At 32.7% G+C, this 20811-nt stretch carries 12 protein-coding genes; 2 read left to right on the plus strand and 10 right to left on the minus strand.

All coding sequences use genetic code 11. The features are described 5' to 3' along the window. Positions 1–10: 10 nt before the first annotated feature. Genes JOOMADRAFT_RS16225 through JOOMADRAFT_RS16235 form a run of 3 tightly spaced genes read right to left on the minus strand, consistent with a single transcriptional unit; the run spans position 11 to position 2737 of the window. Complete coding sequence (locus JOOMADRAFT_RS16225; RefSeq protein ID WP_008615276.1) at positions 11–1252, minus strand: NAD(P)/FAD-dependent oxidoreductase; 1242 nt, start codon at positions 1250–1252, stop codon at positions 11–13. Positions 1253–1267: 15 nt separating this feature from the next. Continuing rightward, the gene (locus JOOMADRAFT_RS16230) at positions 1268–1576 is read right to left on the minus strand and encodes a 2Fe-2S iron-sulfur cluster-binding protein (RefSeq protein ID WP_008615277.1); all 309 of its coding nucleotides are present in this window, start codon (positions 1574–1576) and stop codon (positions 1268–1270) included. A gap of 6 nt (positions 1577–1582) precedes the next feature. Next, positions 1583–2737, minus strand: a complete 1155-nt coding sequence (locus JOOMADRAFT_RS16235) for a cytochrome P450 (protein WP_008615278.1) — start codon at positions 2735–2737, stop codon at positions 1583–1585. Between the two features lie 175 nt (positions 2738–2912). Here JOOMADRAFT_RS16235 and JOOMADRAFT_RS16240 point away from each other — a divergent pair, with 175 nt between their 5' ends. Next, a complete protein-coding gene (locus JOOMADRAFT_RS16240) occupies positions 2913–3758 on the plus strand; it encodes an AraC family transcriptional regulator (RefSeq protein WP_008615279.1) in 846 nt (281 codons plus the stop codon). Positions 3759–3799: 41 nt separating this feature from the next. Here JOOMADRAFT_RS16240 and JOOMADRAFT_RS16245 read toward each other — a convergent pair whose 3' ends face one another. The 4 genes from JOOMADRAFT_RS16245 to JOOMADRAFT_RS16260 all read right to left on the minus strand — a co-directional run bounded on the left by JOOMADRAFT_RS16245 (position 3800) and on the right by JOOMADRAFT_RS16260 (position 11160). After that, positions 3800–5182, minus strand: a complete 1383-nt coding sequence (locus JOOMADRAFT_RS16245) for a c-type cytochrome domain-containing protein (RefSeq protein WP_008615280.1) — start codon at positions 5180–5182, stop codon at positions 3800–3802. Between the two features lie 110 nt (positions 5183–5292). Beyond that, complete coding sequence (locus JOOMADRAFT_RS16250; protein ID WP_008615282.1) at positions 5293–6402, minus strand: NHL repeat-containing protein; 1110 nt, start codon at positions 6400–6402, stop codon at positions 5293–5295. 30 nt (positions 6403–6432) lie between these two features. Beyond that, positions 6433–7941, minus strand: coding sequence for a DUF1501 domain-containing protein (locus JOOMADRAFT_RS16255; RefSeq protein WP_008615283.1), 1509 nt, complete (start codon positions 7939–7941; stop codon positions 6433–6435). A gap of 3 nt (positions 7942–7944) precedes the next feature. Then, a complete protein-coding gene (locus JOOMADRAFT_RS16260; RefSeq protein ID WP_008615284.1) occupies positions 7945–11160 on the minus strand; it encodes a DUF1553 domain-containing protein in 3216 nt (1071 codons plus the stop codon). A gap of 255 nt (positions 11161–11415) precedes the next feature. On the opposite strand from JOOMADRAFT_RS16260, the gene JOOMADRAFT_RS16265 reads away from it, so the two are divergent. After that, positions 11416–12288 carry an AraC family transcriptional regulator gene (locus JOOMADRAFT_RS16265; RefSeq protein ID WP_008615285.1) on the plus strand — a complete coding sequence of 291 codons (873 nt, stop codon included), beginning with the start codon at positions 11416–11418 and terminating at the stop codon, positions 12286–12288. Between the two features lie 3 nt (positions 12289–12291). On the opposite strand, the gene JOOMADRAFT_RS16270 is transcribed toward JOOMADRAFT_RS16265, so the two are convergent. The 3 genes from JOOMADRAFT_RS16270 to JOOMADRAFT_RS16280 form a co-directional block, all read right to left on the minus strand. Continuing rightward, positions 12292–15810 carry a VCBS repeat-containing protein gene (locus JOOMADRAFT_RS16270; RefSeq protein WP_008615286.1) on the minus strand — a complete coding sequence of 1173 codons (3519 nt, stop codon included), beginning with the start codon at positions 15808–15810 and terminating at the stop codon, positions 12292–12294. A gap of 206 nt (positions 15811–16016) precedes the next feature. After that, positions 16017–17576, minus strand: a complete 1560-nt coding sequence (locus JOOMADRAFT_RS16275) for a RagB/SusD family nutrient uptake outer membrane protein (RefSeq protein ID WP_008615287.1) — start codon at positions 17574–17576, stop codon at positions 16017–16019. Between the two features lie 18 nt (positions 17577–17594). After that, complete coding sequence (locus JOOMADRAFT_RS16280) at positions 17595–20666, minus strand: SusC/RagA family TonB-linked outer membrane protein (RefSeq protein ID WP_008615289.1); 3072 nt, start codon at positions 20664–20666, stop codon at positions 17595–17597. Between the last annotated feature and the right edge of the window lie 145 nt (positions 20667–20811).

Here is a 20811-nt window from a genome sequence, read left to right on the forward strand (position 1 = left end):
TAATCTAAGCTTAATTCACTTCTAAGCTATTATTTATGGGTACGGAAATATCCTTTAATTTAGCTTTGTCAACTCTAATCTTGTTTTTTAAAAATTTAGTTCCAAAAACATATGCTTTTGCATTATTAATGGCATCTACTGCCAATAAAGTTTCATCTTTAAAATACCACACAGAAATTACAGGTTTCTCCAAATCATCTTCTCTTACTATAACATCTGTATATCCATTTGCTAATCCCACTATTTGTAGTTTAATATCAAATTGGTCGGACCAAAACCAAGGTATTGTATCATATTTTATTTTCTTCCCTGCAATATTCAATGCAGCAATTTTAGATTGCTCTACAGCATTTTGCACAGACTCTAAACGTACATTATATCCATAATTTTTGTTATAATGATAGCTTACATCTCCAATTGCATAAATATGCTCATTCGAAGTCTGAGTATATTCATCGACCAGAATTCCATCAGAAATTTTTAATTCAGCTTTACTCGCAATAGTACAGTTTGGTTTTACACCTACCCCTAAAATTAAAATATCTACATCAAATTCAGTAGCATCATCGCAATAAATACGAATGGTATCATTATAATTTTCTACAGCAAAAACGTTTTTGCCAACCTGAATATCAACTCCATTACGCTTATGTAATTCTTGAAAAAAATTACTGATATAAGAGGAAGTAACTCTAGCTAAAATTCTAGACTCCCGCTCTAAAACGGTAACCTCAGCGCCCATTTTTTTAAGAGAAGCAGCTGTTTCTAACCCTATATATCCACCTCCGATAATTGCTGCTTTTTTTTTATCTGATTTAAAAAAAGCATTTTTAATGCTCGTAATATCTCCCGCTGTTCTGAGAGTAAAGACTTTAGAAATTTGCTTTAAACCCTCGATTGGAGGTATAATAGGTTTAGCGCCTGTTGCTAGAACTAGTTTAGTATATTCAAAACAAGTACCATCATATAAGATTATTTGCCTTTTTAAAGAATCTATCTTAGATACGGTTTTATCTAACAACAGCTTTATGTTATTTTTATGGTAACTCTCTAAAGGTTTTAATGACTGTAAATCTGCTGCTGGTTCATTTAGATACGTTTTAGATAATGGAGGTCTGTGATAGGGTAATTCGGGATCAGAATCTATTAAAACAACAGCCCCTTGCCAACCTTCTTTTCGCAATGCAAAGGCACAATTAACGCCTGCATGGCTAGCACCAATAATTACACATGTTTTTTCTTTTTTTTTCATTCGAAAAATTGATATCTATTTTGCAACTGTTAAAACAACTCCATCTAAATCATCCGTAATTTGTAATTGACAAGATAAGCGACTATATTCATTTACATTATCATCTAACTCTAGCATATCTTTTTCTATTTCTGTAGCTTCTCCAATTTTATCAAAGAATAATGGGTCTACATGTACATGGCAGGTAGCACAGGAACAAACTCCACCACAATCGCCATCAATACCTTGTATGTTATTATTAACAGCTAACTCCATAACAGATCCGCTTTCTGCTTCTAAAGTAACTTTTTCATTATCATTCGTTATAAATGTTATTTTCACCATTTTATTTTATTTTCTAAATTGTACATGTAATTTGTTAAACCCTACTTTCCTTTTAAAATCTCCCAATTCTTCTATGTTTTCCTCGGAATTTTCTATTTTAATAAATACATTTTCCGCTATTAAAACTTTTAGTAAAGTTCTTAATATTTGACGAGCATGTGTTGCTCCTAAACAATTATGATGACTAAAACCAAAACCTACATGTGGATTTAATTTTCTATCTAATTTTACAGTATTGGCGTCTTCAAAAACATTTTCATCTCTATTGGCGGCAGCCCAACATAAAGACACCCTTGTATCCGCTTTTATTGCATGTTCGCAAGCGGTAGTATTTTTAGTTACTTCTCTTCCCATATGTGTTAATGGAGAAAAATAGCGAACCAATTCTTCTACCGCATTATTTATAATTTCTGGATTCTCTTTAAGCATAGCTAATGAGGAAGGGTGCTCTGCAAAATATGCTATTGTATTTGTAATCGCATTAATTACTGTATCCCTGCCACCAGCAAAAGTTAGGATTATAATTCCTTTTATTTCTTCTTTGGTCAATTTCTCCCCGTTTATTTCTGTTGCCAATAACATTGAATACAAATCGTTGCTAGGGTTTGCTATTGCTTTATCTATTTCTTCGTCGATATAATCATACAGAATTGAAGCTTTATCTTTATCTAAAGCTTCTCCTTCACTACGAAAAACATGCGTTCCCCACAATATCCATTTTTTTGCCTCAGAATAAGGTACATTTAATAATAAGGTTAAAGCTCGTGATTGAATAGGCAATGCAAATTCACTAATCACTTCCGTAGAAGGTTTTATAAATGTTTCTTTTAAAGCCTCTCTAATTATCTTTTCTAGTCTTTTTTGATAATTATCTTCAAGTGGCCTTTTAAACCAAGGAGCAAGTATTTTTCTATAATCGCCATGCATTGGTGGGTCTACTTCAAATGGAATCTGCCTAGTATCTCTTATGTTTACTTCTGATGGGACTACTATTCTTCCGGGTACAGCATTTGAACTGAAAGTTTTCCAATCATGCGCTGCTTTTCGAACATCTTTATGCCTCAATAACATTACTACTGGATCGTTTTGATCGTCCATTTCACCAAAACCTTTTTCAATTCTAGCTTTGTTAAAAGGATCAATAAACTCACTTTGATTCATAATTAAAACTTTTAAAGTTGATTGATCCAAATATCGGTATGTATTAAACTAATTTTATATTCATTTATCTCAAAAAAGTAATCTATTTTGTCATTTATACTATTTAAATAGTATTTTTAATGAATATTTTAATTAGTATTTCAAGGTAACAGAAAATTCTAGTGAATTAAAGTTTATGAAACCCATCTTAGAATCTATTCAATTAGGAACAAAAAAATCGATTATCGCTTTTAAATATAATAATGACAATTTCGAAACTCCATGGCATTTTCATCCTGAACATGAACTTACTTATATCGTTTCTAGTTACGGAACAAAATTTATAGGTGATTTTGTAGGTCCCTTCGAACCAGAAGAATTGATTTTAGTACGATCGAATGTTCCTCATTGCTGGAGAAACAATATTGACGAGCATGTAAAATCAAAATCAATTGTAATTCAATGGAATCAACGAATATTTAATGAAGCACCTGAACTCTATCCCATTTTTGACATGCTTTCAAATGCTTCTAGAGGTATTATTTTCGATAGAGAGAAAAGTAAATTTATTATTGAAGACTTAAAAAAACTTCCCCTTAAAACGGGAAGTGACTTATACATCGGATTACTCACAATCTTAAATTCTCTTACGGAAGTTCCCTATAATACGCTTTCCAATACAAGTTTTTCAAAAGATTTATCTTCAATCCAAACAAGTAGGATGTCAAAAATCCATGAGTTTGTGTCGCAAAAGTATGATAAGAAAATAACGTTGAAGGATATAAGTTCCTTAATAGGATTATCTGAACAAGCTTTTTCTAGATTCTTTTTGAAGATGATGGGTCGTTCTTTTTTTACTTTTTTAAATGAATATAGAATTAATATTGCCACTAGAATGTTGATACATACCGATGAACCAATATCGCAAATAGGGTTTGCTTGTGGTTATGAATCGACTCCGTTCTTTTTTAAAAAATTCAAAATGATTCACCAAACATCCCCAGGAAATTATAGAAAAAAATATAAAAGCATTAAAATATAACAGTTAATTTTTTCCAAACAACATTTTCTTTCCTCTTTAATTTAATTATCTAAAACAATAGTAAGAGGAGAGTCTTTATAGTTCTCTTTAAAAAAGTCTATATCTTGTTGCTTAACTTTTGTATTCCAAACATACACATGCTTTAGTTGAGGCATATTATTTAAAACAGTAAAAACCTCTGAATCTATATTAGTCCCAAATAAATTTATAGAAATTAAATTATTTAATCCTTTAATGGTTTTTAAACCTGTTGTTGTTAATGGGTTTCGATCAAGTTCAAGCTGTTCTAACTCCTTAAACTCATTTATATACTGTATATGATCGTCTGTTACATTTAAGCCATCTAAAGATAGCTTTTTGATGTTGTTCTTAATAGGCTGAAGCAGTTTTAGCTTTACTGACAATTCATTACTTGTCCCTTCAACCAAAGCTCTTTTAGGCAAATCAATGTCATAAATATTACTATCAAATCCCATTTCTCTTATATTAAAACCAGCTAAAATTAAAGCCTCAATATCAGATTCATTAACTTTTTCTCCAGTAGCTAATGAATTCGTATTCTCTTGAAAATCGAACCTTTCTTCTATTATTCCCATTATTTCTTCGGAAACATTTACTTCGGATATGGTAGCCTTAGAAGATGCTTTTACTGTATTAATCCAAAATTCGAGAAGAGCTATTTCTTCATTTGATAATGGTGTTTTACCTTCAGGAGGCATAAATTCTTTATCAGATTTTTCAATAGTTACACGTCGTACTAATTCTGATTGCTTTGAGTTTCCAGCTAAAATAACAGGACCATTTTTACCTCCTCTTATAAGATTTTCATAATCTTGCATTGACAACTCTCCTTTTTTCTTTCCTGATCGATGACAGCTAATACACTTATCATCTAGAATGGGCTTAACTACATGCTGAAAAACAACAGAATTTGCTATGTCTTTTGGTTTATCTATTTCCTTCTCTTTTTCTGAAAAAGGAGCATAAGCCATTAAATAGTCTTCTCCGTGTGTTAAACTACCACCATAATGACCAGTTAAACTTAGTAAGATTACAACTGCAATTATAGAAATTGTATAAGGCACACTCCCTTTAATGAAAGATTGAAATTTACCAATACTTAATAGGTATGCCATAAAAGCAACCACAGTAGTTGCTATTCCAAACCAAAAATGAAGGTCAAAGATATTTCCGTTGTAGTCCCCACTTAAAGACAACATATAGCCAACAATACAAGCACAGGCAGCGCTCAGAACTCCAGTAAGCAAGGTAAAAGGGAGAAGTATACGAAACCTTTCTTGCTTGGTAACTCTTGCTAATAACTCCATAAGTCCCGCAAAAAGTAATATTCCTACAGGTAAATGCACAATTAAAGGATGAAACCTACCTATAAATATTACTAAATTAGAAACTTCTTGATCCATTTTTTTAAAATTAATTTTTAATTAAAGATTTTTCTGGCATGTATTCATGCTTTCAAATCACTTTATTCTTATAAAAACCTCCTCATAAGGATTTTTTCTTCTTAAGCAAACTAAACACGTACAAGCTTAATGGGTGGGGTTCCTTGGGCATTCCACTGGCATACATATAAATTTTTATCCTCATCACATAATACATCATGTCCATGAGCAAAAACTGGTTTATCCGATTGATACATTTTTTGTAATTGTCCATTTTTATACACTGGTTTTTCCCCGCCTGGATTAGATACTACTTTATTATTTGCATCTAAAATTGTAGTGAATCCAGTATTCTTAATCCATTTTTTTCCATCGCGAGTTTCAGACCAACAAACGCCAGTATAAATATTATCATCATCAATTACAGCTCTACAAATCATTGCCCCAGGTAAATAAACCGTTTTGATAAATTTACCGTCTAGAGTGAAAAATTTAAAACAGTTTTCGGTTCTTGAGGTACAAATCAGGACTGGATTATTTTTATCTCTATAATCGATTGTAACTCCATGAGCATTTAGTAAATTATAGTTTTCATCCTCATTAGAATGCCCTCCCCATTTCCTTATAAACTCACCATTTTCAGAATATTGTAAAATATAATCGGAGCCATATCCATCGGCAACATATATGTCTCCATTAGGTCCGATAGCTGTTTCGGTTGGCATATAAATTTGATCTTTGTTATAAACTCCAATAGTATGTGGATCTGGGAGACTAAAAATTAAATTCCCATCAATAGTGGTTTTATGTACTACTCCAGCCTGTTTGTGCCATTTTTTATTTCGGTCTTGCCACCAACCACAATCTACAATGAAAAGCACATCTTCTCCCCCTTCATTATTTAATGTCAATCCATGTCCCCCCGGATATCGAGTTCCCCATGCATCTAGTAGTTTTCCCGATTTATCAAAAACAAGCATATTATTTTTTGTGTGATCGCCCAACATTAGCAATCTCCCCTTACTATCCATTTGCATTTCATGGCAGTTTAATAAAGAAGTATGTGCTCTACTTATTTGAGCCCAGTCTCTACACACTTTATACTGATAATCTCCATGTCCAATTATTTCATCTTCCAAATGAAGTTGTTTAATAAAGTGAAATCCATATGAAGCGGTAGTTGCTAAACCTGTACCTATTAAAACAGTATTCTTAACAAAGTTTCTTCTGTTTATATCCATTAACTTTAGTTTGAATTTATTGATTATATATTAGGTAAGTATATCTTTTACTACATGGCCATCAACATCTGTTAACCGAAATCTACGCCCTTGATATTTATAGGTAAACTTTTCATGGTCAACACCAAATAAATGCATTAAAGTAGCTTGAAAATCGTGAACATGCACAGGATTTTCAATTACATTATAACTGAAATCATCTGTTTTTCCATAGGTATAGCCTGGTTTTACTCCTGCCCCGGCCATAAACATTGTAAAGGCCTTTGGGTGGTGATCTCGACCATAATCAGTAGGGGTTAATTTTCCTTGAGAGTAAACTGTTCTTCCAAACTCTCCGCCCCAAATTACTAAGGTATCTTCTAACATACCTCGACGTTTTAGGTCTTTAATTAGAGCAGCTGTTGGTTGATCTGTTTTTTTACAATTCATTTTAACGCCTCCCGGACAACCCAAATGTTGGTCCCAACCTTGATGATATAACTGAACAAATTTCACATCTTTCTCTAGCAGCTTTCTGGCCATTAAACAATTAGCCGCATAAGTTCCTGGATCACGACTATCAGGGCCATACATTTCAAAAATATCATCTGGTTCGTCACTCAGATCTGTAACTTCTGGGACTGAAGTTTGCATTCTAAAAGCCATTTCATATTGTGCCATTCTAGCATCTATTTCTGGATCTCCGTAACTATCTTTTTGCACATTATTTAATTTATTCAAATAATCCAGCATCTGTCTTCTATCATGACCATCATAATTTTCAGGATCACTTAAAAAAAGTACCGGATCTTTACCTGATCTAAATTGTACCCCTTGATGCTCTGTAGGTAAAAATCCATTTCCCCATAGCCTAGAATACAGAGGTTGCCCTGCTCCGTTTTTAGATACTAAGCTTATAAAAGTGGGTAAGTTGTCATTATCAGAGCCTAAACCGTAACTTAACCAAGCCCCCATTGAAGGTCTTCCAGATAGTTGACTCCCTGTTTGCATAAAAGTAATTGCAGGATCGTGGTTAATAGCATCGGTTTGCATTCCTTTTATAAAGCAAAGGTCGTCTACTACTTCTGATAAGTAAGGCATTGCATCACTTACCCAAGCCCTTGATTCGCCATATTGTTTAAAATCGATAATAGAAGGAGCAATAGGAAAAGAGGTTTGATCGGCACTCATCCCTGTTAATCTTTGCCCATTTCTAATAGAGGGAGGCAAATCTTGCCCAAACATATCTTTTAATTTTGGCTTATAATCAAATAATTCCATTTGAGATGGCCCTCCACTTTGAAATAAGTATACTACACGTTTTGCTTTGGGTGCAAAGTGCGGTAATCCTAATTTGTTTTTTATAAAAGACGGGCTAATAGTATCATCCAATCCATTAAAAACGGAACCAAATGCTTTTTCAGTATTTAATAACGAACCGAATGCCATAGCACCAAGTCCTAATGTAGTTTTAGTTAGAAACTGTCTTCTGTCGTATTGTTTTTCTATTTGTTGTAAATCCTTATTATTAGATCTTAAAATATCATCATGGTGACACATAAATTATCGTTTTGAAATGGTTACATCTGCATTCATAATTGTACTCGCTACTACAGCATTCGCAGCAATTAATGCTTTATCGTCTTGTTTATTTATTTCGTAAGCGCCAGTATTCAACCAACCTTTTGCCTTATTAGGATTGTCTGTGAATTTCTGATATTCTTCTTCATGTAAATCAAGAAGAATATTTAATTCATTAATGGTGGCTTTTCTACCTGTAAGTTTTCTAAAAGATTGTTGTATCCCTACTTTTAAATTATCACAATTCGTCATTTCTTTTCCTATAACTCTAGCTGCTTCGATATAGGTTGGGTCATTTAATAATACCAAAGCCTGTAAAGGAGTATTCGTTTCTTGTCGTCTTATGGTACAAACATCTCTTGACGGTGCATCAAAAGTGGCTAAGGTAGGATTTGGTATAGAACGTTTCCATATGGTATATAGGCTTCTTCTATATAGATTATCGCCTTCATCTTGGGTGTATTTAGTTCCATTCACCTCCCATAATCCTGGTGGTTGATAAGGATTTACACTTTCTCCTCCAATAATATTGTTTAATAATCCACTAGCTACCAAAGCATTATCACGTAGCATTTCTCCTGTCATTCTACCTGAAGGACCTCTCGCTAATAATCTGTTCTCCGGATCCTTTGAAAGAAGCTCTTCTGAAGCTGTTGAAGCTTGCATATATGTCCTTGACATAACTATCATTTTATTAAATGCTTTCATATCCCAATTACTTTCTTGAAATGTTATGGCTAAATAATCTAGTAATTCTGGATGACTTGGTAACTCTCCTTGATTTCCAAAGTCTTCGGAAGTTTTTACTAACCCTATTCTGAAAAAATGTTGCCACATTCTATTAACTGCAACTCTTGAAGTTAGTGGATGATTCTTTTGAAATAGCCATCTAGCAAGCCCTAATCGGTCTTTTGGTAAACCTTTATCCATAGGAACTAAAAATTCTGGGGTTTTAGGAAAAACACTATCGGCACGGGCGTCATAAACTCCTCTTTCTAATAAATATGCTTGTTTAGGAGCTGTTTCTTTCATAATCATGACTTCTTTTACCTTTTCAACACTGTCTACATATGTTTTTCTCAATTGCGCTAATTCAGGATATAGATTTTTAGCAACCTCTACTTGTTGCCTCATGTAATACTCTTTTAAAACATTTTTCTCTTCAATAGATAAATCACTAATATTTTCGGTGTTTTTTAACTTCTCAAGCATACTGTTATTTGCTAATTGAAGTATTTCTAAATTAGTTAATTCACGATTGTATACTTTTATTTCATCTATAACTCCATTAGAAATTCCCTTCCCTCGTAATCGTGCTCCAAATTGTAAAGCGGGTTCCTTCTTTCCGTTTCTAAATAATATATCCTTATATAAATTATCTATTATTATTTCTGTTTTTAGTTCCTCCCCATCCATATAAATTTTTAATCCAGTAGCTTTACTAGACCCGTCATAAGTGATGGAAAAATGTGTCCATTTATTTTTAGGAATACGCTTTTGACTTACTTCTTTAATCTGATTATCTGGAGCGGTATGAGCCATTACTACTTCTAATTTATCATCTACAATTTTGAGATGATATCCTCTCCATGCATTTAAAATTGCTCCATCACCTTTATGAAATATATTACCATTCTGAACATCTTCAGGGATTTTAGCCCATACCCCAATTGTAAAAGATTGTGCTCTTCCAAAAATTCCGATATCTTTAAGATCCAACCAAGTATCTCCATTCAGTAATAGTCCTTTATCCAAATATCCATCTGTAAGATTCACTGGCTGTCCTTCAGTATATTCTCGTTTCATGGTAGCTTTTCCGAAAGGTGTTATTTTATTCTTTAACTCCTTTGTATTTAAGCTATAATCTCCTACTAAACCGTTTTTAGGTGTTCCTGAAGCAATAGTGTGAAAAGATTTTGAATTTAGCCAGTTATTAAATGTACTATTAGCAGCTTCTTTTGTGGCTATAATTTCTTGCTCTTTATCTTCTATAAGGGTATCCATGTATGCTAATAATTTCTCCTGCTCGTCGGTAGGAAGCATCAAGGTAGGCGTTGGCATAGCATTATTCCATGAAATTTGTCCTGCTTCATTAATGTTATTAAAAAATGTTCCCATTTCGTATACATTCTTTTGTGTGATTGGATCATACTTATGGTCATGGCAGCGAGCGCAGGCTACGGTTAACCCCATTAAAGATTGTCCAACAGTATTAGCACGATCCACCATATATTCCACTAAAAACTCTTCATTTACAATTCCACCTTCCATATTTTGGGGATGTAAACGATTAAATCCTGTCGCTAAAATCATTTCCTTAGAAGGATTTTCCATTAAATCTCCTGCTAATTGCCAGGTTACAAATTCATCATAAGGCTGGTTATCATTATAAGCTTTAATAACCCAATCACGCCATGGAGACATATCTCTATATCGATCCACGCTATAGCCGTGGGTATCAGCAAATCGAGATAAATCCATCCAATTAGCAGCCATTTGTTCCCCATAATTTTGCGAGGATAATAATCTATCTACTTGTTTTTCGTAAGCATCCGAACTAGTATCCGATAGAAAAGCATCTATTTCTTCTAGTGTAGGAGGTAAACCAGTTAAATCGAAAGAAAGTCTCCTTAATAAAGTTTCTTTATCTGCAATTGGAGCAAATTGCAAATCATTTTTTTGAAGTGCAGATAATACAAATTTATCTATGTCATTTCTTACTTCATCCCTATTAAAATCGGGAATATGTGAAATTTTCGGAGCTATAAAGGCCCAATGCTTTTCATATTTTGCTCCATTCTCAATCCATTTAGTTAAGACTGCTTTTTCATACAAACTCAAAGTTAAATTTGAGTTCTTAGGAGGCATAATTAAATTTTCATCATTCGAAATTATACGCTTATAAACTTCCGATTTAGATAATTTACCAGGAGTTATTGCAACTTTCCCATTTGAATCTGGAATTTCTGCATATGCTTTCGAAGAACTATGCAATTGAACATCTCCTTCAACTTTATTACCATCTGGACCATGACATGCAAAACACTTATCCGATAATATTGGTTTTACATGAGTATTAAAATCTAATTTTTCTGGTAAGGCAGTATATTCTTCACTAATTTCTTTAGGAATTTGCTCGTTACAAGACGTAAAAATTATAAAAATTAGTAGTGCTATGACTTTCAAATTTATTTTCATAAAAGCTTCAGTTATAAATTTTATATACCAAAGCTAAAATATGAATATGAAGAGATAAGAATAAACACAAATACGACTTATTATTTCATAAACCCAAGATACCAGATTATCATATATTTATTAATTATAGTTAATAAATACCTTTATTCTATATTTTAACAAAGATAAATTTTAAATATATCAATATATTTACATTTATTTCAGATAAGCAAGCGTAGTTCATGCTTGTACAAAATCGATTTTAAAATAACATATATGAATAAACTACTCCAATCTTTACAACTTACTTTATTAAATATAGGATATGCTTCGTTAAATCGAAATTGGAACTTTGATAAGGTTTATAGTCCATTTAGTCGGTTGTATTATATTACAGAAGGAAATGCGCAGGTTTATCATAATAATACTGTTTATCATCTAAAAAAAGATCATTTATATTTAATTCCTAGCTATACGAATAGTCGTTATTACTGTGATAATTTTATGGAACAGTATTATATAAGTTTTTTAGAAGAAATGTTGGATGGAAGTTCAATTTACCATTTACGTTCTTTCCTCTATGAAATTCCTGCTCAAGCATATGATTTAATACTATTTAAACGATTGCTACAAATTAATCCCGCCCGAACTATTTCAAGAGACGATCCAAAGATTTATGATAATGATTCCTCCTTGATTACTTTTATAGATGCAAATAATAAATTAAGTGCATCGTCTTATCTGGAAACTAAAGGTATTTTGTTAAATCTACTTTCTAGATTTATAAAAGACAAAGAACCTAATGAAAATAAGCACATTCCCGACATTAGACTCGCAAAAGTGAATAAGTACATAAGAGAGAATTTAAATGAGCCATTAAGTGTTTTACAACTTGCTAATTTTTGTTGTCTTCATCCAGATTACTTTTCTAGAATCTTTAAAGAAGAGTTTAAAGTTCGACCCATTTCATACATTAATAATCTCCGCATAGAGCGTGCTCAATTATTGCTTGTTACAACTTCGAGTTCTATTCCAGAAATTGCAGAAAAAGTAGGTCTTTCCAATTTATCTTACTTTTCGAGACTCTTTAAAAAACAAACACAAAAAAGCCCTCTTGAATTTCGTAAACAAGAATGGAAATTAAAATAGTAATTATTTAATGGTTCGCTTGATATTACCATTCTTATCAAAAAATTCTATTTTCTCCATTATTTTAGAATTCCAGTTTAATATAGGTGCTGATTGAGATAAATAACCGCTACCTTTATAGCTTTCTATTTTTGTTTTACCACCATTTGTAAGGTGGGTTACAGCAGTGCGTTCTTCTTTTTCAAATCGTAACAACTTTACATTCTCATTATTTGTTGATTTCTTAAAAGCTAGGGTTTTACTATTGTTACTCCCTACTAACCAAAGAACTTCATCTTTCCATTTAATCTGAGCAATAGATTTAGCGTCACTATCAACTAAAAAGTTACTTTTATCTAAAGATATAGTTTGAAACGCTCCATGACCATTTCCTTTTAGAACAATCCCTTTTCCAGCATCATATCTTCCAGAGATAACTTCTGTATGATAATAATTTCCTACTCCTAATAAATCTAAATTCCCATCGTCATCGAAGTCTTGGATTTGGATTCCGAAGAGAGGAGAAAATTGCACCTCTTTAGGTAGGTCTTTAACTTTAAATTGTCCATCTCCTATATTTTCGAGATAACTAGAAGCCCCTTTGTTTATTTCAAGAACTTCCATGTTTGTAGTATCTAGAGCTCTTAGAAATTGATTTATATCGGCATTAGCATATTCTTTATAAGAATTAAATGTTTTATATAACACTCTTAACTGAGAAGCCAATAGCCCTCTAGGAGCAATAGGAACCTCCACATTTTGTATATACCTAGTTATAATGGGATCGATACTGGAATTGCTATCAAAATCTTTGGCATACATCCTTATCGGTTTTTCTATAGTAGGTTTGTATATATTATTCTCTCCCATATTTCCTACCATATAATCTATATCTCCATCGTTATCCATATCTGCCCCCGCAATACTATTATACCATCCTTTTAAATTTAACAGGTTTGTTTCTTTGTTTAACGTTAAGGCTCCTTCTCTATTTTCAAAAAGCATTATTGGCATCCATTCCCCAACAATAATTAGGTCGAGATCATTATCGTTATCATAATCTGTAAATAACGCAGCTCTAACCATTCCAGCATGTTGTAGGTTGGTCACACTCCCAGTAATGTCTTTAAATTGTCCTCCGTTATTTTGTAATAAATAACTTTTTGGACTTGATGGAAATGCTCCTGGCTCTATCATTCCACCCACAAAAAGATCTAAATCTCCATCATTATCATAGTCTCCGGCTACCACAGTTCCGCCGCTAGAGGCCATCGATGGAAGTGCTGTAGTATCGATAGTGAAATTACCATTTCCATCGTTTTTGTACAATCTATCTTGATAATGCCCACGATCATAAAATTTAACAGAACTCCCTCCACTAACTACATATAAATCGAGATCTCCATCATTATCAGCATCAAAAAATAAAGCTCCCATGTCTTCAAACTTTTCAGAATTCTTTAGAGTGGATGAGGTAAAACTTCCATCTATACTTTGCTTATAAAAAACTCCTTCTTGATATCTTGGACTTCCTATAAAAAAATCATCTATCCCATCTCCATCTATATCCCCAACTGCTATTGCTGGTCCATTATTATCATTTAAATGCAATAATAAAGGTTCTTGTCGGAAATCGTTATTATCGTTTTCCTTTGGAGAATATTTTACATTTATATTATCGGAAATTTCATCAAACATAAAATGCTTTATTTTATTATTTTCTTCTTCTTCTAAAATTGTTTTTTTAGTAAAGACATACGAAGTATCTACCTTAATATTCTTAAACACTTGTTTAGAATTATCGGGCCATGTAACCATAACAGAATCAATCTCATTCTGTGTCCCCAAACCAATATGTGTATGTATTGTTGAAGAAGACATAAAGCCTCGTACAGGAGACACATTGTAAGTAAGCGTATTCTGTTTTACGTATGTATTTATGGTAGCTCCTATCCCATTTTTATTTCCTTTTTCTCCTTCTAATTTTACTTTTAAATAATGATTTGCATGACTTGTAAGGCCATTGTTCCTATATATAAAAGCTGGAGAGTTTAAATTATTCACCACAAGATCTAAATTACCATCATTATTAAAATCGGCATATGCAGCGCCGTTCGATAAGGAAGCGTGTAACATACCCCACGAATGGGTTTTATCTTCAAAATTTAAATCTCCATTATTGGTGTATAAATAATTAGGTAATTTAATACTCTCAAGATTTTGTAGTTTTTTTAATATATCCGACTTAGAAATACTCCCCGTCCCTTTTACAAATACAGTAGCTTGACTTGAATATTCTTGAAAATCATGATCGGTAATATCTCTCATAAATCCATTCGTAATATATAAGTCTTTTTTTCCATCATTATTATAATCTGCTAGCAATGGCGACCAACTCCAATCTGTTTCAAAAACTCCAGCAAGCCTTCCAATCTCGCTAAATACTGGATGGTTATTCTTTCCTTCTCCTCGATTTAATTGCAATGCATTCCTAATAAATTGTGGCGAATATCCTTTTTTTATCAACTCCCTATAATGTTCATGATTCATTGTGGAAGTCATTGTTTTTTTTCGGAGGTTAGATTGTGGGAGCATGTCTAACGTTATAATATCCATCAATTGATCATTATTAATATCGGCAGCATCGATCCCCATACTATTTCTACTGGTTTGTTTAAAGTAACTTTTAGCTTTATTGGTAAAGGTTCCATTTTTGTTATTTACATATAAAACATCATCTGCTACAAAATCGTTAGCTATATATAAATCTTGCCACCCATCTTTATTTATATCAATTAGTGCTATTCCTAATCCGTATCCTTCAGTTAAAATCCCAGCATTTTTAGAAACATCTACATAGCTAATCTTACCATTTACAGTCCCTATATTTTCATACAACTTATCCGTACTAGGGCCTGTTCCATCAGTAAGAGTATAAAGTTTGTCTATTTTCGTTGTGGGTTCGTTTGCATGTGTTAAAATATAAAGATCGAGATCGCCATCATTATCATAATCAAAGAAAACAGACTGTGTAGAGTAACCATTATCGTTAATCCCATAAGCAGCTGCGCTTTCAGTAAAGGTTAAATCCTTATTATTTATGAATAACTTATTTTCTCGTTTTGAAGCATCTGCAAAACCACCAACACTTACATAAATATCTTGCCACCCATCTTGATTTATATCAACAATAGAAACTCCATTACACCAAACCTTTGTTTGTAGACCTGCATCTATAGTAATATCATTAAATTTAAACTCTCCTTTATTTAAATAAAGCTTCGATGACATTTCGTTTCCTGCAAAAAAAACATCTTCAAGACCATCGTTATTAAAATCGCCAATACCAACACCGCCTCCATTGTACATATAAGGAAAACTAAAATAATTTAAAGCAGCTGTTTCTGTTATCTTATTTTCGAAAGTTATTCCTGAAGCTTGAGGTGTTAGTAATGTAAACTGTGTAGAAGTATCTTCTTTACATGATATTATAATTAAACTTACTATTATAAATAGATAAGTATATTTAAAATTTAAAATCATAATAAAATTTATTAATAATGATGCTCAACAAAATCTATGTACAATAGAAATTGTTATTTGTTTATAGAAATGTGAAGTACAAACTTCATACTAAAATAGTAAAGAGGAGCCAGAAAATCCAGCCCCTCTTTATTGAACTCGTTTATACCTTTTCTATTTTCTAAAAGTAAAGAGTATAAACGAGTTCTTTATTAAGAATTCAATTTTTAATATCCTGGATTGTGCTCAAAATTTGGATTAGAATCTATTTCATTTTGTGGAATATCTATGTATTCTTTTCCAGGTTTATAAGAAGATGTTCCACCACTTTCAGATTTAAATTGTGGATTGTTAACAATACGCTCTTCTACTTTATTCCAACGTAACAAATCGAAATAACGAGTTCTCTCTAAACTCAATTCTTTTATACGCTCGTCTTCTATATCGTCCATTGTTATTGATGTAAAAGCTGGCATATCTACTCGAGCTCTTACCTTATTAATTGCATTTAATGCAGCAGTTGTAGAACCATTTAATTTAAATTCTGCTTCAGCAAACATTAGCAAGATATCTGCATATCTTAAAAGTCTAAGGTTGTTTCCAGACTGGTGCCATCCTTGATCCTGAGAACCACTATATTCTCCATATTCAATATCTAACCATTTGTTTGCCCATACTAAATCCTCTCCAGGGTATGCTTCTTGGTAAGTTCGATTCCCATAAGTAGTAGACTTCAGTACCTCACCTTGATAGGTAGTTGTTTCCTCGGAATTGAAAAATAATGTAGTATACGTTCTAGGGTCTATTTCTCCATTAGTTGTTCTTTCATCTAAAAATAAATCTAACACCCAATCATTTACTCGCATTCCATCTTGACCTGTGAATCCTTTTGGTGCAAGATCTGGATGAAAAGCTGCTCCTTTTCCTGCTCCAGGAGCATCTCCACCCCATCCTTGACTTCCATCTGCAACTAATTGAATTTCGAATAATGATTCCTTATTATTTTCAGCAGCTTCAGTGAAATTATCAGCATAATTTGCCATTAATTCATAACGCCCGTCCATAATTTTCAAAAACTCCGTCTTTGCTTCTGTATATTTTTCTTGATATAAATACACTTTTCCTAGCATCCCTATTGCTGTACCAGCAGTAACACGACCGTTGTAATCGGAAGGCCATGAGTCTGGCAATAAATTCTGTGCTTCACTTAAATCCGATTCTATTTGTGCCCATACATCTACAGGATCTGCTTGCATTATATTTTTGGGGTCGTCTAAATCGCTAATTGGAATCGTAATCAAGGGTACATTTTTCCAATTATTTAATAAATTGAAGTAATTAAAAGCACGAATAAAATAGGCCTCCCCTAAAATATTATCTCTCGTAACTGGATTCATATCGATATTGGGTACGTTAGCAATAACTTCATTCGCTCGAGTTACCCCTTGATACATTGCACTCCAAACCCAAAAAGCCCCATTGGATGTTGAAATCCCATTAAAAGATCCTGCAGCTGTACGTTCAGAAGTACCAAAAGCATTTACTACATCGTCTCTATAATCTGATAAAAATATCTCGAATCTACTGTAATACCAAATATGAGTAAACGGACTATAAGCACCAATTATACCTTTTGTAGCGTCTTCTTCTGTATTCCAAAACGAATCTGGAGTTACCGCATTTGGATTTTCTTGATCTAAAATATCCTCTTTTCTACAACTATAAATAACAATAGTTATAGTAGCCAAGAATAAATACAGACTTGTTTTAAATATATTTTTCTTCATTACTTTATTTTTTATTGTTTAAAATGATACTTGTAAACCGAGTTGAAATGATCTAGCGGTTGGATAAGAACCTTCATCTACACCTGAGCTAAATATTCTACTAGATTCCCCTCTAGTATTACGTCCTACCTCTGGATAGTACCCTGTATAGTCTGTTATGGTAAAAACATTACTCGCTGAAAAATACAAGCGAAGTTTAGCCATTTTCATTTGTTCAGAAATTTCAGAAGGTAATGTATATCCAATTTGCATATTTCGTAGCCTAAAATAATCTCCATTCTCGAGATAGAAATCAGACATTCTTCTATTGAACCCTGGATCAATTTGAGTATTTCTCGGAATATTAGTATCTGTATTTGTTGGAGTCCAAGCATTTAATGCCCCTGCTAAGTAATTTCCTTCTGTATCAAAATAACCACGATATAAATTAGAATTAAGTATTTTATTACCTGCCACTCCATTAAAAAATAAATTTAAATCAAAACCTCTATACTGTGCAGTAATATTAAACCCATATTGTATATCTGGAGCAGGACTCCCTAAATAAGTTTGATCATCTGAATCAACTTGTCCATCTCCATTTAAATCTTTAAACCTAATATCTCCTGCTTGTGGACTATATGCATCGTTTGCTGCTGCTGCTTCAGCATCAGTTTGATAAATACCATCTCTAACGTACCCATAAAAAGAAGATACTGGTTGTCCTACATCCGTACGAGTACTCTTTAATCCGTTCGATGTAAATCCTCCTTCTATAATAGGGGTTGCATCTCCTAAAGCTGTAACTTCATTATCCAATAAAGTAAAATTCCCGCTAACGTTCAACATGAAATCTCCAAAAGATTGAGCATAACTTGTTAAAAATTCAAATCCCTTATTGGTAATACTTGCTGTATTAAAAGGTACTCGGTTTCCGAAACCAGTATATAATGGTAATGCTAATTCTACAAGTACATCTTCAGAGTTTTTATTAAAATAATCCATTGTAAATTTCAAACGATTATTCAAGGTTGCAAACTCTAAACCTATATCTGTAGTTTTACTTGTTTCCCAAGTAATATCGTCATTAACACCTTTTGTTATAGAGTATCCTGGCTCTCGGTGTTGGTCATCTCCAATTGGGTATTCACTATTTAGGTTTAGTTCTGGACTAATAGAATAGATGTTCACATTATCAGACCCTACTTCTCCATAACTTGCTCTTAATTTTAAGTTTGTTATAAAAGTTACATCTTTCATAAACTCCTCATTACTAATATTCCATCCTAATGCAACAGAAGGAAAAGTTCCCCATCTTAAATCTTCCTTAAATAAAGAAGAACCATCGCGACGTATAGTTGCCGTAAGTAGATAACGACTATCAAAACTATAACTCAATCTTCCAAAATAAGAGCGAATTCCTTTCGTCAAATCTGCTGAAGGCATTTCTGCTCTATCTTCAGCAGCAGATGCAACTCGAATATCGTTTGACGGAAACTTACGAGCTACAACACCTAAATAGCGAGTATTGATAACTTGATCGGTATATCCACCTATTAAATTAATGTTATGCTTTCCAAAGGTTTTAGCATAAGTTAATGTGTTCTCAATTAAAGTTGAGATATAATTTGTATTTGTTTCTCTTAATTCTGCAAAAGGCTCATTTCCATATGTCCCCGCATTAAAGTAATAAGAAGGAGTAAATGTATAATTATTGTCAGCATAACTATCCAATCCTAAGTTTAGCTTATAAGTTAATCCATCTACAATTTCATAAGAGGCTGCAATACTACCTAAAACAGTATTTCTTTTTACCGTTCTATCTTCTAATGTAGCTGTCCCTAAAGAATTGGCAATATTTCCTATACCATAGAATGAAGATAAAGAAGGAGCTCCTGGTACATCTGGAATATCTGACCCATTAAAGTCGCCATTTTCATCATAAATATTTATAGTAGGAAGAAGATCACGCTCTTTTCCGAAGTAATTATTTGGGTTATTCTCAGACCTAGTTAAACCAATTGTACTTTCTAATTTAAATTTACCGAGATTAAACGTTCCATTTGATCTTACAGTAGTTCTCTGAAAACTTGATTCCTTAATAATTCCTTCTTGATCCAAATGATTCAAAGATAAACTATAAGTTAAATTCTCACTACCTCCATAAATTCTTGCATTAGCATTTAGTATTGGTGCTGTACGAAGCGATTCCTCTTGGATGTCGCTATCTATATTAGGGTTAAATTGAGAATCGTTGGCTGGAAATCTTGGATTTCCATCATTATCTCGAGCTCTATTTACAATATCGGCATATTGTCTAGCGTTTGCCCAATCTAATTTATTTGCCACTTCTTGAAATCCATAACTATAATCAACATCAATCCCTACTTTACCAACTTTACCTTTTTTAGTAGTTACAATAATTACTCCATTTGCTGCTCTAGATCCATATATTGCAGCTGCAGATGCATCTTTCAAGACTGATATCGATTCAATATCTGAAGGATTCAAAGAGTTCATATTATCGGTAAACATCCCATCGATTACATATAAAGGGCCAGCATCAGAAAGTGTACTAGAACCTCGAATAGTAACAATTGCATTAGCTCCTGGTGTTCCTCCATTCGCCTCTACATTAACTCCAGCCATTCTTCCTTGTAATGCTTGAGAAGCATCAGAATAAGTATACTTTTCAATATCATCTCCCTCTACTTGTCCTACAGAACCAGTTAAGTCGGATTTTTTCTGAGTACCATACCCTATTACTACTACCTCATCTAAAGCCTGAGTATCTTCTTCCATCGTTACAGACATCTTATCAAAAGAGGCTACTGTTACTTCTTTTGTTTTAAATCCTAGGTATGAAAAAACTAACACATCTCCTTGAGATACATTAGAAACTTCAAAATTCCCATCAAAATCTGTAGTTACGCCGTTCGTAGTTCCCTTTAAAATTACATTTACTCCAGGTAATGGTCCTTGAGTATCTGTAACAACTCCATTAACAGAATTAGTTTGTGCGTTTACACTCACTATTCCAAAGAAAAAAAACAAACACCAGACATACTTGTATTTTATTTTTCGTTTTTCAAAATGTTTAGTTAGCTTCATAATTAAATAATTGTTAGATATTTTATATACCGCAATATGATTAAATATTCCACACTACAACGTTATAGATGGTTTTAATACTATAACATATGATTAACAAATGGTTAAACACATTCGTTAAAATCTGATTATCAAATTATTATAT

This window comes from Galbibacter orientalis DSM 19592 (genome assembly GCF_000260115.1).
Lineage (GTDB): Bacteria > Bacteroidota > Bacteroidia > Flavobacteriales > Flavobacteriaceae > Galbibacter > Galbibacter orientalis.